The following is a 14,388-nucleotide window of genomic DNA, read 5'->3' on the forward strand; positions in this document are numbered from 1 at the left end:
TAACCTTGCATGTTAAAGCTATAAGCCGTAATCATGGATAGAAATTATAAACAAACAGAAACATAGATGGCAGATCAGATAGATTATGTAATTCATGGCAATGATCTTCAAATTGTTGAGGTGGAGCTCGATCCCGGTGAAGCTGTACGCGGTGAGATAGGCACCATGATGTACATGGATGAGGGTATAGAGATGCAGACCTCCACGGGAGGTGGAATTTTCAAAGGCTTAAAAAGAATGGTGACGGGTGAGAGCTTTTTTATCTCCTCATTTCTAAATAATTCAGGAAAGAAACAGAAAGTGAGTTTTGCCGCCACTTATCCGGGAAAGGTAGTGCCGATTGATCTTAAAGAGGAGGGAGGATCCTTTTTGTGTCAGAAAGATGCCTTTTTGTGTGCCGCTGCGGGCATAGAGGTAGAGGTTGCTTTCACAAAGCGATTCGGTAGCGGTTTATTCGGCGGAGAGGGTTTCATCCTTCAGCGACTCACCGGAAGTGGTTTAGCTTTTATGCACTCTGGAGGTACTTCTATCAAGCGAAAGCTAGCCACGGGTGAAAAACTTATCGTGGATACCGGATGCCTGGTCGGGCTTTCGGAAAACGTGGATTATGATATCCGGTTTATCGGCGGTTTCAAAAATGCTCTCTTTGGTGGGGAGGGACTGTTTCTTGCAGAAGTCACCGGTCCCGGCACCGTTTATTTACAAAGTTTGCCTTTCTCACGATTGGTTGATCGTATTGCATCCGCAGTGAATGTACATTACAACGACAAGGGTTAATACCCCCTAAATGGTAGTTCGGCTCACCGAAGGTCAGCTGTCAGAATCAACTCATCATATCTAGATGAGAAAATAAATTTTGCTTCACAGGAACATTATTGTATTAAATAGCAAAGAATGAGTAAGAAAATTCGTTGTCATTCTGGTATCTCATGGATTGAACGACGAAGCTCAGACCGGGGTTATTTTTGCTGATTCATGAATTAATACATACACAATAACCTTCACGAAACATCCGGAATCATGAAATCTATACTGTTATCACTTCTAGCACTGCTCCTTACGCTTGAGGTATCGGCCCAGGATTATGCCACTGAGCAATTGGAAAACTCTCCGCGTCATCATGAGTGGGTCACCATGGAATCCAGCGGTCGGGTACTTCACACTTTTGTTGCCTATCCCGAACGATCAGATAATGCCCCGGTGGTACTGGTGATTCATGAAAACCGGGGTCTGAACGATTGGGCCCGCAGCTTTGCCGATCAGCTGGCGGCAGCCGGATATATTGCAGTGGCTCCTGATTTGATCTCCAATACGGTGGAAGGGATACAGAAGACCTCCGATTTCAAAAGTTCTGATGCCGCCCGGGAAGCCATTTATGCGCTGGACCCGGATATGGTTACCACCGACCTACTGAATGTGCTTGATTATGCCCGTTCTATTGATGCGGGTGATGGCACTGTAGCAGTGGCGGGGTTCTGCTGGGGAGGTTCGCAATCGTTTCGCTTTGCAACCAATGCCGGTGACAGCATTGATGCGGCGCTTGTATTTTACGGTACCGGCCCTGAGTCACTGGAGGATTACCAGAGGATAGAAGTACCCGTTTACGGGTTTTATGGAGGCGACGATCAGCGTGTGAATGCCACAATTGAAAACTCCGAAATGATGATGGAGGAAGCAGGCAATACCTACGATTACAAAATTTATGAGGGCGCCGGACATGCCTACATGCGGCGCGGTGACGACCCTGATGCTCCGAAAGATGATCCGAATGTTATCGCTCGCAATCAGTCATGGGAGCGCCTGAAAAGTATTCTGAATAATCTGTAACACTTTCTAAACCCGTTGCTAACCGGAAGTGTTGAGGTGAGAAGTAGCTATATCTACATTTTCAATAAAATGTACTCGTCGAATGCTTAGTAGTCGATGCTGTAAGACAATGTCCGGATAAGCTTTCCAGCGATATTATCTGGCCATTCCGTACTTGTTAAGCCAGTAAAGTTGCTACAATACCTGATAGCACGATACCGTCGAAGGTCCCGGCTCCACCTATGCTTGCTATCGGAGTGCCCATCTTTTTAATCTCATTGAGATGGAGAAGGTCTGCCCCGATAAGCGGCCCTAAGACGCCGGCTGTAAATGCAACCGCCGGTGCCTGCTCAGGTACAAAAAACAAAGCCAGTACGGCAGCAGCCATTGCCGGAATGAGTGCGGGAATAGCAATACCCATATTTTTTACGGGTTTGGCCGTGTAGCGGCATATGATGATATTAGCTACAACTACCACACCGCATCCAAGAATATAATGGGTTCCCAGTTCACTGAGCCGCACGATTTGATAAGCAGCAATCATAAGCGGAATGATGCATCCGCCAAGGTTTACAGCAAGCAGTGTGGAATCCTGCTGCTGGAGACCTGGAAAAAGCTGGCGCTCGAGTCCGAACATTTTAGAGGGGGACATTTTGACCTTCCCCCGGTTTTCAAATCGGGTTAAGGGAATATTTACCATACTCCCCAGAAAGATACCGATTGCTGCCATGATAGATTGCTGGGCACTGAGACCGAGCTTGGCAAGTGCCGTCAGCATGACCTCGGCCAGAAAGAATGGTATGAGAATAAGCAGAACGAAAAACAGAAAAAGTGCCAAACAACCCGGCGGAAATCCTCGCATATTCAATGAGTCTTTATTTCATCTTTTCAATTAGATAAAAATTGTTATTGAAATATAATTCAATAAAGAACAGCTGAAAATGAAGCTTCCGATAAATGGAGGTAGAAAACAATAATAAGCAAGAGATAAGTCGATAAAAATTAAAGTACTATCGGAAAAATAATCTGTAAGGAATTCCTCCCCAATAAGTCTTACCTTTACAGTAAATAATTAAAACGTAACGAGGTAACAGTTATGAGTTCTTTAAACAAAGCAATGATCATTGGTCGCTTGGGCCAGGATCCAGATGTACGTTATACCCAGTCGAATACGGCTGTTGCTAATTTATCGGTAGCAACCTCCGAACGCTACAAGGATAAATCGGGTGAGTGGAAAGAAAATACCGAGTGGCACCGCGTAGTGGCATGGGGCAGACTCGCTGAAATTTGCCAGGAATATTTGAAAAAAGGCTCGCAGGTATATATTGAGGGTCCCATTCAAACCCGCAGCTGGGAGGATAAAGACGGTCAAACCAAGTATACTACCGAGATCAAAGCGCTGACGATGACCATGCTTGACAGCAAGGGGAGCAACAGCGGAGGCAATATGCCTGAGAAACCTCAGAATGCCCAACCGGTATCCAGCAATGTTGATCTGAATGAGAACTTTGATGATATCGATGATGATCTACCATTCTAATGAATGAACACCCCGGTTGTTTATATTTTTAAAAAGCGATGGAATAGCTTTATACCATCGCTTTTTCTATTCTTGCACCATAAAATACCTTTACATAGCTTTAACCTTAATTTGTAGTATAATAGTATAGTAGTTGGACGATCCAGACAGTTTTCAATTTATTTTATCATTTCTGATACAGGCACACGATGCTACTCTTCTGGATGGCTCGTTGGATACCGTTGATCTTGTTCTGCAGTTCTTCTTTATAGTGGTAGGATTGATTTTTTCTGCCCTTTTTTCGGGTTCTGAGGTGGCTTTCTTCTCTCTTTCCAATCAGCAGGACGTACTCACGGAGGGGGGCATAAGCGGTTCGGCCGATGAACTGATCCTCAAAATGCTCGAGCGGCCGCGCCGATTATTGGCCACAATTCTGATAGGTAATACTTTTGCCAACATCATTACATCCGTGCTTGCCGCCGTTGCCACAGGTAATATTGTTGCTTATTTCGGATTCTCAGAGATTTTTGTGTATACCTTAGAGGTACTGGTTTTAACCTTTATGATTCTCATTCTGAGTGAAATTACCCCAAAGATCATTGCCATAAACGATCCGCTGAAATCGGCCAGAAAAATAAGCCGGTTTATATATGGGCTCTACATCATTTTGCTGCCTTTATCCAAGCTTATTGCCAACAGCACCATCAGTCTGGAAGAACGCTTGCCAAAGCCCGATAGCAAAATGACCTCCGAGGATATCATGACCATGGCGGAAGTCAGTGAAATGGAAGGATCAATCAAGAGTGATGAGCGTGAGATTATTGAGAATGTGATTGAATTCGGTACCACATCCGTTAGGGAAATCATGACCTCTCGCGTTAATGTTGTGGCGGTTTCTACAGAGAACTCTTTAAATGAGGTATTGGCCCTGATTAGGGAGAAGGGGTTGTCCAGGATGCCGCTATATGAAAATGATCTGGATAATATATTGGGTATTATTTATTCGAAAGACGTGCTGCCTTATATCAATTCCGATATTGAACGTACCACCATCAATTGGCGTACCATTGCCAGAAAAGCACTCTTCATTCCCGCTACCAAAAAACTGGATGATCTGCTAAGGGATTTTCAACAAGAAAAAACACACATCGCTATTGTAGTGGACGAATACGGGGGTACGGAAGGACTGATCACCCTGGATGATATCCTGGAAGAGATTGTCGGCGATATTTCCGATGAATACGGAGAGAATGAAGAACAGCTCTATACACAGTTCAAAAACGGTGTGTACGTATTTGACGCTAAAATTGATCTGGATGATATGGAGGAGATCCTTGAAATTGAGCTGACAGCAGATGATGATGATTTTGAGACGTTGGGTGGCTTGGTATATCATCTTACAGAACGAATTCCGAATGTGGGTGAAAGAGTTTACTATAAGGGACTTGAACTTACCATTCACTCCGTTCAGAACAACCGGGTAAGAAAATTGCGAGTCAAGTTGAACGAAGATGATGCCAAACAGCAAAAAAGTCCGGTAAAAGATAAAGAATAGCCTTTCTATTTAATGACCCGAACCACTGCCGAATTTCCCATTCAATATGATGTTGACCTGGCACCCTATAATACCCTGAACATCGAGGCAAAGGCAGCTTCGTTTTTATCGGTAACCTCACAGGAACAACTTATTAGCTTTATCAAAGAGGCGGGGCAGGAGTTCGATAACCTGTTCGTGTTAGGTGGCGGCAGTAATATCCTTTTTGCGGATGATTTCGAGGGCTTGGTTCTGCATGTTGCCATCAAGGGCAGGGAGGTAGTAGAAGAAACTGATGAGTATATAAAACTTCAGGTAGGGGCCGGTGAAAACTGGCATGAAACCGTTAGGTACTGTGTAGAGCAGGGTTGGGGAGGTATAGAAAACTTATCCCTGATTCCGGGCACGGTGGGCGCTGCACCCATACAGAACATTGGCGCCTATGGAGTCGAGTTGGTGGAAGTATTCCAAAGCCTTGATGCCGTTGAGCTTAAGACGGGAAAGGTAAAAACATTTTATAAACAAGATTGCCGCTTCGGCTATCGCGACAGTATCTTCAAGAATGAGCTGAAGGGAATATATATCGTAACAAAGGTCACGCTTGCACTATCAAAAAACCCTCAGTTGAATACGTCCTACGGGGCCATCAGCAGGGAACTGGAAAAAAGAAATATCCAAAGTCCAACGATACGTGATATAAGTCAGGTAGTGATTGATATACGCAACAGCAAGCTGCCCAATCCTGATGAACTGGGAAATGCAGGTAGTTTTTTTAAGAACCCGGTAGTTTCCAGGCAAAAATATGAGCACCTGAAAATGAAATATCCTTCAGTACCGGGCTATGAATTGAATGAAATCGAAATAAAAATACCGGCAGGATGGCTAATCGAAGAAGCGGGATTAAAGGGAATGAAACTTGGCAACGCCGGGACCTACAAGCAACAGGCACTGGTCATTGTAAATCATGGAGGAGCAACAGGCCAGGAAATCATGGAGCTGGCGGGAAAAATCAAAGCTTCTGTCAAGAATAAGTTCGGCATTGAACTGGTACCCGAAGTCAATATTGTCGACTGAGATGCCAGATAAGGATACAGATAGGACCTATTTCACGAAGCATCATTTTCGAACCGGTCTAGAATGTCCCACCCGTTTATACTACAATGCCAGAGAGTATCCCGAAAACCGCGAAGCATTGCCCTCTATTGCCCATTACCGTTACAATAAAAAGCAGCTTACCGCTTTGGCACGGTGCCAATTTCCCAAAGGGTTACAAATTGATTCAGGATCCATTGAACGAGACTTCGAGGAAACACGTAAAAAACTAAAAAAAGGAAATACAGTTCTTTTTGATCCGGTATTCATTCACAACCGGTTATTAGCTAACATACCTATTCTGGAAAAGAAGGGGGATAAGGTTAATGTCTACCATATTCAAACCAAGACGTTTAGAAGGCAAAAGAGTGATTTGAGCAACTCTGCCGGTGAGATATACTCAAAATGGCGTAAATACGCGATAGATTTTGCTTTTCAGATATATGTGATTAGCCGGTGTTATCCTGGGTGGGAGATCCGATCTTTCTTCTTGCTGCCGGCGAAATATGCCTTGGCTAAAATGGATAAACTGCACGAGGTTATTGGCAAAATACAATCAGGTGAGAGCTCTATTCGAAGGAGCGGCATTAAAAAAGAAGAGATTATTGAACCTGTAGAGGTTACCGATGAGATTGGAAAGATCCTGAATGATAGAGATTCCTTAGATAGTGTAATCGCTAAAGGTAGAACGTTTGAAGAACAGCTTATTGAAATGGCGGGATACTTTTTTAGAGAAGAGAAGTATCCGGTAACTATCGGTAATAAATGTAAGAACTGTGAATTCAGAATCGAAAGGGAAAGAGTACAAAAAGGGGAGAGTAGCGGTTTTGTGGAGTGTTGGAATGAATCACTTGACATCAATTTGGATAACTCTTTTAAGCCATTGGTATTCAATCTGATAGGGCCGGGAACTAAACATTGGGTTGAACGAGGAATTTATCTGCAGGAGCAGGTGCCTGATGGTGAGTTTTACACGCTCGATACAATCAGTAATGTCCAGGGAAAGTTCAACGAAAAGCAGCGGCAATCTCTTCAGATTATGCAGGCTAAAGGTAACAGGGGTCCCGAAGAGCTGGTGAAACCTAATCTGTACCGAGAGCTTAACCGTTGGGAGTTTCCCATCCACTTCCTTGATTTCGAAGCGGGCAACTACGTGATACCCATTAGAAAAGGGAGGAGGCCGTACCATTTACTGGTGTTTCAGTATTCCTGTCACTCATTAACTGAAGAAGGTCATTGGAATCACTACCAGTGGATTGATGGGGCTGATGGGACATATCCCAATTATGAACTCGTTCGCAGCCTCAAGAAAATTCCTGATATTGAGCAAGGTACGATTGTGCAGTATTCTAATTTTGAGAGAAATGCGTTGCGCGGTATCCGTAAAGAACTGTTGGCTGAAGCGGACCAGGTAAAAGATGCGGGAGAGCTAACTGAATGGATTCTCCAGATTATCAACCGCCATGACTCAAGCAATCCTACCGGTCCTTATTTGTCGGATCTAAGCAGATTGGTAAAAAACTATTACTACAATGCGGAAATGGAGGATTCACTGAGCATAAAAGATGTACTACAGTCGATTATGAGCGTCAGTCCGCAGCTCAAAGAAATTTACTCCAGGCCGTATAACAGTGAAAACTACAACGCTGCTATCTGGTGGCAGGCAGATCCCGAAGGTGCAGCAAAAAGTCCTTACCGGCTCATGCTTGAAGACCGTGAGGATGAGGGTATACGTAGAGGGACGGAAGCGATGGTAGTCTATGCACAAATGTTGAGCGAAGATTTGACTGTTGAGGAGAAGCAATCCTTACACAAAGCGCTGCTTAGATACTGTGAATTGGATACCCTCGCGATGGTTATGATTTACCAGCACTGGCACTACCTGATGGAAGAAAATTGGAACTAAGTTATAGGATTTATATTTAAATTAGGCTTCCAAAGATCTGTTAAACAAAAAGCAAAATTGTCATGAGAAGATTTTTAGCAAAAGCAGCACTTCCTCTTGTAATTGTAAGTTTTATTATTACTGCCTGTGTGGTTCAGCAGAGTGCCATAACCGGTGATCGAAGGGCATATGGGTACAGCTGGGAACAGGAAAAACAGATTGGAAGGGATGCTGACCAGCAGATACAACAGCAGTATGGCATCTACGATAATGATGAATTGGAGCGTTATGTTGAGAATATCGGGCAGGAAATGCTATCTGTCAGTCACATGCGCCGGGAGGATACGCCTGAGCAGTATAAAAATACTGAGTTTTATTTCAGGGTTTTAGATAGTCCCGTTGTTAACGCTTTTGCACTGCCGGGAGGCTATGTGTATGTGACCCGTGGATTGCTTTCCCATTTGGAAAATGAGGCGCAACTGGCGGTGGTACTTGGCCATGAGATCGGACACGTAGCAGCAAGACATGCCTCGCAGAGGGCTTTTGAACAGCAGATCGGACAGGTAGCCCTGCTTGGAGGAGCTATCGCGGGAGAAGAGCTTCTCGGGATTCCGGGTGGCAGTGTTCTAAACCTGGGAAGTCAGGCGGCACAGCTTTTATTTCTCAGTTACGGCAGAGATGATGAAAGGGAGTCGGATCGACTGGGTGTAGAGTACGCAGCTATGCAAAGTTACCAGGCTGCTGAAGGGGCTGATTTCTTCGTTTCCCTGGAGCGAATGTCCAGGCAGTCCGGACAAAGTATTCCTGACTGGCAATCCACACACCCTGATCCCTCGGAAAGGGCCAAGACGATACCTCAATTAGCGGAAAGCTGGAGTCAGAAAGGGTATGATTTGAGAATAGAGGGCACCGATCAGTATATGAGCAAGATCAATGATATTGTTTACGGTAACAATCCCAGGGAGGGTTTTACTCGCAACGGCCTCTTTTATCATCCTGAGCTGAAATTTCAATTTCCCTATCCTCAGGATTGGCAGGTTATCAACCAGCGATCCCTGGTCGCTGTCGTCAATAAGGAACAGGATGCCGTCTCTATCATGAAGCTGGACAGCAAATCTGCTGATGTACAGGCATCTGTAAATGAATTCCTGAACCAGGAAGGGATAACGACGGTCAGTAAATCAGCAGCAACCAATAATGAGCTGCAAGCTTACGAAGCCGTAGCCAGCGGTCAGACTGAAGAAGGGACTCAAATTAAATTCTATATTTATGCCTTGAAGCATGACGGCACCATTTATCGCTTCTTGAATTATTCAACACTTGACAAGTTTTCCAACTATGAGCCCAGGTTCAAACAGATAACCTCCGGTTTCAAACCGCTTAGAGATCAAAGTATACTTGACATTCAACCGGTACGCCTGCAAGCAGTTAAAACGAATAGATCAGGAACATTTGAGTCATTTCTTCCTGAAAATTTCGATGGCATGCCCATAGAAATTACCGCCAATGATCTGGCCATACTGAATCAGGTAGATCTGGATGAGCGTATCGAAGCGGGAACCTGGATAAAGCTGCCGAGGCAGTAAGGAGGGGCAGGTTTCAGGCTGCAGGTTGCAGGATATAGAATTCAGAATACAGTAGGCAGTAGCGATTTTGCTTGTGACCCTCCTGAATTCTGACTCCTGAATACTGTATTCCAAATTGTGCCAATCGAGTCCTTTCCTCCCTTGTTCCTTTATTCTATCTTTGGAGCGTAATTTTAATCTCTAAACGGAAGGTAATAGCAATACATGATAGAGCGATATTCGCGAAAGGAGATGGCAGACATCTGGTCACTGGAAAACCAATTTCAGGCGTGGCTGGAAGTGGAACTGGCTGCCTGCTGGGCATGGAGCAAGCTGGGTAAAATTCCTGAAGAAGATGTGACTAAACTCTATGATAAGGCATCTTTTGATGTAGAACGAATAAAAGAGATTGAAAAGCAGACGCGTCATGATGTAGTGGCTTTCACCCGATCGGTATCCGAGTCACTGGGAGAGGAGAAGAAATGGGTGCATTACGGGTTGACTTCCACGGATGTCGTTGATACTGCCAACGGTTTCCGCCTTAAACAGGCGAATGCCATTCTTAGGAAAGATATTGAACATATCATTGAGGTTCTTGCGAACAAAGCTAAAGAGCATAAATACACGGTAATGATGGGTCGCACGCACGGAGTGCATGCCGAACCTACGACATTTGGACTGAAGTGTGCCCTATGGTATGCCGAAATGAAGCGAAATCTGGAGCGTTTTGAAAAGGCAGCAAGCGATGTTGAATTCGGCAAAATGAGCGGGTCGGTAGGAACTTTTGCCAACATCCCGCCCGAGGTCGAAGAGTATGTATGTGAAAAACTGGGACTGCAGCCGGCGCCCATATCCACCCAGACCCTGCAGCGTGACCGCCATGCAGCATATGTCTCGACCCTGGCTCTTATCGGATCCTCCCTGGAAAAGATGGCTGTTGAAATACGTCATTTACAACGCAGTGAGGTTCGTGAAGCTGAAGAATTTTTCAGGAAAGGGCAAAAAGGGTCATCTTCTATGCCTCACAAGCGAAATCCGGTGAGCTCTGAAAATATATCGGGATGCTCACGGGTGCTTCGGGGATATATGGTGTCCGCTTTTGAAAATATTCCTCTGTGGCATGAACGTGACATTTCGCACTCTTCTGTAGAACGCATCATATTACCCGATGCCACAATTCTGCTCGATTACATGCTCAATCGCTTTTCCGGTGTCTTGGACAAGCTTACCGTCTATGAGGAGAATATGAAGGATAATATTTATAAAACATACGGATTGACCTTTTCGCAACGAGTGTTGCACATGCTCATCGACAAAGGCATGTCCCGTGAAAAGGCTTATGATACCGTTCAGCCTTTGGCAATGAAGGCCTGGGAGGAGAAAACCATGTTCCGGGATCTTGTCGAAGCCGATGAGACCGTCAGGGAACAACTCAGTGATGAAGAAATTGATGAGGCGTTCGATCTGAAACACCATACAAGAAATGTTGATCGGATCTTTCAAAGGGTAGGTCTTTCCTAATACACACTCTTTCTTAAATTCAGTCATTGCAGCGCAGGCTGCCACCACATTTCGATAAATTATTTCAAGGTGTACGACTATATGCAGAATTGGAAAGAACTGATTTTTTCCGAAGATATCGCCTTTGAAGATAAGGCGAGCAAGGTATTTGAGTATCAGTATAAAAATAATATTATGTACAAACGATACTGCAATGCTCTGCATAGCGTTATTGGCAATACCTATAGTAAATTAGAAGCCAAGGAAACAGCTTTAAGTCCTAGTAAAATTGGAGATAAATTAATGGGTTTGGCCCGAGAGGATGTTGACAATATTCCCTTATTTCCTATTCAAGGTTTTAAAGATGCAGAGCTGACTTGCAGAACGGATACCGAACCGGAGTTGGTCTTCAAGAGCAGTGGCACAACGAGCATGGCCCGAAGTACTCATCTTGTGGCAGATGCCGGTATCTACCGAGAGTCGCTTATCAGGGGTTTTAATCATTTTTATGGATCCGATTCCACAACTATTCTTGCTTATACACCGGGCTATTCCGAAAATCCGGATTCTTCGCTTATTTGGATGTTACAGGAGCTTATCACAAAAAGTGACAGCACGGTCAGTAGATTTTTACCCCTCAATGAACCATTGAAGCAAAACGATATCGATGACATTGCCTCAGAAGGAAGCCGCATTATCCTTTTCGGGGCAGCATTCGGTTTGGTTGATCTAGTTGAATCCTCCGATGTTGTCTTGCCGGGCAACAGCCTTGTCATAGAGACGGGTGGTATGAAAACCCACAAACGGGAGATGAGTCGTAATGAAATGCATAAGAATTTGGCAAAGGGTTTTGGAACTGCTGAAGATAGAATTCATTCTGAGTACGGTATGGCTGAGCTGTTAAGCCAGGCCTATGCACGGGGCGGAAAGTGGTTTCATACAGTTCCATGGATGAAGGTCACTGTAAGGGATGCCGATGATCCTCGGCAAAAAATGCCTCCATATCAGGAAGGTCTGATTGGAGTTATTGACCTTGCCAATGTGCACTCTTGTTCTTTCTTATTAACCGGTGACAAGGGCATTATGGACAATGGGGGTCGGTTTCAGGTCCTCGGGAGATGGAACCAAAAGGACTTAAGAGGCTGTAATTTCCTCATTGATGAAGACTGAATGAATACCACAATATCGAATGAACAAAATCCGAAACGATTTCAACAATCTAATGGGTGATCTTCAAAGTAGAATAGATACGCTTCTAGAGGTATTTGATAACTGGCTCTCGGATGATAATCAGTTCTTAAGGGAGGCGATTGCACGAACAGTAGAGGAGGAGTATTTCGCCTTCCATGACGTTAAATATGCCCTGAAGACTTTAAAGGAGACCCTTAACCGGACTGCCATCGAAGAGTGGGTTGAACGAAGCAGCCTCAGTGACCGTAATGATGCCCGTGGAGAAAACGTACTCTGTCTTCATGCCGGGAATTTGCCTTTGGTAGGGTTTCAGGATGCCCTGGCAGTGCTATTGAGCGGTGCCCGCTATACAGGTAAGATTTCAAGAAAAGATCCCTATTTGCTACCTACGTTTTTGAATGAGGTAAAGAAAACCGGTATTTGGAGCAGTATTGATGTTCAGTGGAGCCACCGGCTTGATGACCTGGAAGACATGCAGAATGACGCTATCCTATTTGCCGGCTCTGAATCATCGGTCACTGGTGTGAAGCAAGCTGTGGAAGAGTTAAACCTTGAAAAGAAGGATACCCGGTATCTCATCAGAACGGCCCATTTTTCTATGGCCTACCTGGATAAACGGCAGGAGAAACACATGAAGGATTTGGTGGAAGCGATCTTTCGCTATGGCGGCAAGGGATGCCGGTCTGTGGCCGTTGTCGTCTCCCCATACGATCTGGACACGATTAAATGCGAATTGACTGATTACATTGAGTCCTTCTGGCTGGAAAACCCCCAGTTTGAGAAGCCTGAGCCAAAGCTGACTCAGCGTTTTGCCTATAACAAAGCGATTGAACGACCCCAGGCGTGGCTGGATGACTTTCTGCTACAGGAAGGGGGACTGGAAATGGACCAGGATTTCATCTGCTACTGGGTAGAAGGCGATGAAACGAAGGTACAGGAACTTGCAAAACGATTCACCGGGCAGCTGCAAAGCATCTACATTACCGAGCCGGATATTACTATTCCAGATCACAGTGATAAGGTTGAGTATTTATCAGATGCGCAACGTCCACCGATCTACTGGAAACCGGATGGGACAGATATACTTCGTTGGCTTATTTCGGGTTAATTTGAAGCAACAAAAAAATAAAGAGCTTCCTTTTCTACCGCCCTAAAAGCATATCCAGAAATTTGTTGCGAACCTCGGGACCGGCGTCTCGGAATGTTTCAAATTTGACGTGATTGTGTGGGGAGGTCGTATCTATTTCGATGCCCCATAGAGGTGAAACAGAAGTAGGCAGCATGGCATAGCGTCCGTCGCCGATTACCTCCGCAAGTTGTGGATGGCGTACAAGGTAACCATCCGAAAGCTTCGCAAATCGCTGAATGTCATCGTACAGAACGGTTCCTTTGTAGTCGGCATATGTGTTGCGCCAGTTGAGTAGCCGGACAGCTTTCCCTTTATAGATTACCGGATCGGAAAACGGGCTGATACGCACTCCATAGGCATACAAACTGTCATTTCGGGATACATAACGAACACTCCACAAGAGCTCATTGGCTATGGTCGGTTTGATTACCGTTTTAACAGGCAGATGATTCTGCTGAGCGGCTATTTGGGAGGCAATATGTTCGGCGCGCCCGTATTGACCTGATCCCCACAAGAGATATAGTACAACCCAGGTCCATGAAAGCCAGCTTAGCAGCTTTTGTCGTTTATAGAATACCAGAGCAGTGGTGAGCAGCAATACCAAACTGAATAGGGGATCAAACACGGATATGATATTCAGGGCATAGCGCTCATCTACAAAAGGCCACAGAAGTTTGACCCCGTAGCTGGTACAGGCGTCCAGTATGCCTGCTGTGGCATAGGCAGCTAAACTGAAGAGATAAGTTTCCTTAAATGAGAGCCGACTTTTTACAAACCACCATACCAAAACCGTGGCTATAAGGGCACCTACAGAAATGAAAACCAGCGAATGGGAAAACTGCCGGTGCATCTCCAGGTTAAGCAAAGGATCGGCAGAACTGGATATCAACACATCTAAATCGGCTATCATAGCGGAGGCTAGTCCTGTAAAAGCCGCAGCACGGATCTTATCCCGGGAAGCAAAGGATTGAGAAGCAGTAGCTCCAAGAAGTCCGTGTGTAACAGGATCCATAGGCAGTTTAGATATTTACGCGTTGAATTTTAAAAAGCCAAAAATAAACAGCCACGGTAATTAAATATAATTAATGCACTTAAGGAACAATTAACTGTAACAAAAGTATCGTTTTATATCTTGATATATAATCTTTTTAAGGGCTGTATCATCTG

Annotated in this window: 12 protein-coding genes; 10 read left to right on the top strand and 2 right to left on the bottom strand. The window is 44.8% G+C overall.

Annotated elements, in window-relative coordinates; genetic code table 11:
• The first annotated feature begins 66 nt into the window (after positions 1–66).
• Together G3570_RS05760 and G3570_RS05765 are read left to right on the top strand one after the other, a co-directional pair.
• Positions 67–777 (top strand): TIGR00266 family protein, encoded by a 711-nt coding sequence (locus G3570_RS05760; RefSeq protein WP_165140188.1) that lies wholly within the window; start codon positions 67–69, stop codon positions 775–777.
• Between the two features lie 243 nt (positions 778–1,020).
• Positions 1,021–1,827, top strand: a complete 807-nt coding sequence (locus tag G3570_RS05765) for a dienelactone hydrolase family protein (RefSeq protein WP_165140190.1) — start codon at positions 1,021–1,023, stop codon at positions 1,825–1,827.
• 157 nt (positions 1,828–1,984) lie between these two features.
• Here the strand turns inward: G3570_RS05765 and G3570_RS05770 are convergent, their stop codons facing one another.
• Entirely contained in the window at positions 1,985–2,668 is a 684-nt protein-coding gene (locus G3570_RS05770) for a DUF1614 domain-containing protein (protein ID WP_165140192.1), read from the bottom strand.
• Positions 2,669–2,902: 234 nt separating this feature from the next.
• On the opposite strand from G3570_RS05770, the gene G3570_RS05775 reads away from it, so the two are divergent.
• The 8 genes from G3570_RS05775 to G3570_RS05810 all read left to right on the top strand — a co-directional run bounded on the left by G3570_RS05775 (position 2,903) and on the right by G3570_RS05810 (position 13,200).
• Entirely contained in the window at positions 2,903–3,346 is a 444-nt protein-coding gene (locus tag G3570_RS05775) for a single-stranded DNA-binding protein (protein WP_165140194.1), read from the top strand.
• A 133-nt stretch (positions 3,347–3,479) separates the two neighbouring features.
• The gene (locus G3570_RS05780; protein ID WP_165140196.1) at positions 3,480–4,880 is read left to right on the top strand and encodes a hemolysin family protein; all 1,401 of its coding nucleotides are present in this window, start codon (positions 3,480–3,482) and stop codon (positions 4,878–4,880) included.
• Positions 4,881–4,892: 12 nt separating this feature from the next.
• Positions 4,893–5,933, top strand: coding sequence for a UDP-N-acetylmuramate dehydrogenase (murB, locus tag G3570_RS05785; protein ID WP_165140198.1), 1,041 nt, complete (start codon positions 4,893–4,895; stop codon positions 5,931–5,933).
• A 1-nt stretch (position 5,934) separates the two neighbouring features.
• On the top strand, positions 5,935–7,857 hold the full coding sequence (locus tag G3570_RS05790; RefSeq protein WP_165140200.1) for a DUF2779 domain-containing protein: 1,923 nt from the start codon (positions 5,935–5,937) through the stop codon (positions 7,855–7,857).
• Positions 7,858–7,919: 62 nt separating this feature from the next.
• Positions 7,920–9,422 carry a M48 family metalloprotease gene (locus tag G3570_RS05795; RefSeq protein ID WP_165140202.1) on the top strand — a complete coding sequence of 501 codons (1,503 nt, stop codon included), beginning with the start codon at positions 7,920–7,922 and terminating at the stop codon, positions 9,420–9,422.
• Between the two features lie 204 nt (positions 9,423–9,626).
• A complete protein-coding gene (gene purB, locus G3570_RS05800) occupies positions 9,627–10,922 on the top strand; it encodes an adenylosuccinate lyase (RefSeq protein ID WP_165140204.1) in 1,296 nt (431 codons plus the stop codon).
• A gap of 81 nt (positions 10,923–11,003) precedes the next feature.
• Positions 11,004–12,071, top strand: coding sequence for a LuxE/PaaK family acyltransferase (locus tag G3570_RS05805; RefSeq protein WP_165140206.1), 1,068 nt, complete (start codon positions 11,004–11,006; stop codon positions 12,069–12,071).
• A gap of 19 nt (positions 12,072–12,090) precedes the next feature.
• A complete protein-coding gene (locus G3570_RS05810; RefSeq protein ID WP_165140208.1) occupies positions 12,091–13,200 on the top strand; it encodes an acyl-CoA reductase in 1,110 nt (369 codons plus the stop codon).
• A gap of 34 nt (positions 13,201–13,234) precedes the next feature.
• Here the strand turns inward: G3570_RS05810 and G3570_RS05815 are convergent, their stop codons facing one another.
• Entirely contained in the window at positions 13,235–14,233 is a 999-nt protein-coding gene (locus tag G3570_RS05815; protein ID WP_165140210.1) for a metal-dependent hydrolase, read from the bottom strand.
• Positions 14,234–14,388 lie beyond the last annotated feature (155 nt).

The organism is Halalkalibaculum roseum (assembly GCF_011059145.1).
GTDB lineage: Bacteria > Bacteroidota > Rhodothermia > Balneolales > Balneolaceae > Halalkalibaculum > Halalkalibaculum roseum.

Coding starts and splice junctions, on each gene's coding strand:
- G3570_RS05760 (WP_165140188.1), top strand. CDS start 67: ATGGCAGATCAGATAGATTATGTAATTCATGGCAATGATCTTCAAATT.
- G3570_RS05765 (WP_165140190.1), top strand. CDS start 1,021: ATGAAATCTATACTGTTATCACTTCTAGCACTGCTCCTTACGCTTGAG.
- G3570_RS05770 (WP_165140192.1), bottom strand. CDS start 2,668: ATGCGAGGATTTCCGCCGGGTTGTTTGGCACTTTTTCTGTTTTTCGTT.
- G3570_RS05775 (WP_165140194.1), top strand. CDS start 2,903: ATGAGTTCTTTAAACAAAGCAATGATCATTGGTCGCTTGGGCCAGGAT.
- murB (WP_165140198.1), top strand. CDS start 4,893: ATGACCCGAACCACTGCCGAATTTCCCATTCAATATGATGTTGACCTG.
- G3570_RS05790 (WP_165140200.1), top strand. CDS start 5,935: ATGCCAGATAAGGATACAGATAGGACCTATTTCACGAAGCATCATTTT.
- G3570_RS05795 (WP_165140202.1), top strand. CDS start 7,920: ATGAGAAGATTTTTAGCAAAAGCAGCACTTCCTCTTGTAATTGTAAGT.
- purB (WP_165140204.1), top strand. CDS start 9,627: ATGATAGAGCGATATTCGCGAAAGGAGATGGCAGACATCTGGTCACTG.
- G3570_RS05805 (WP_165140206.1), top strand. CDS start 11,004: ATGCAGAATTGGAAAGAACTGATTTTTTCCGAAGATATCGCCTTTGAA.
- G3570_RS05810 (WP_165140208.1), top strand. CDS start 12,091: ATGAACAAAATCCGAAACGATTTCAACAATCTAATGGGTGATCTTCAA.
- G3570_RS05815 (WP_165140210.1), bottom strand. CDS start 14,233: ATGGATCCTGTTACACACGGACTTCTTGGAGCTACTGCTTCTCAATCC.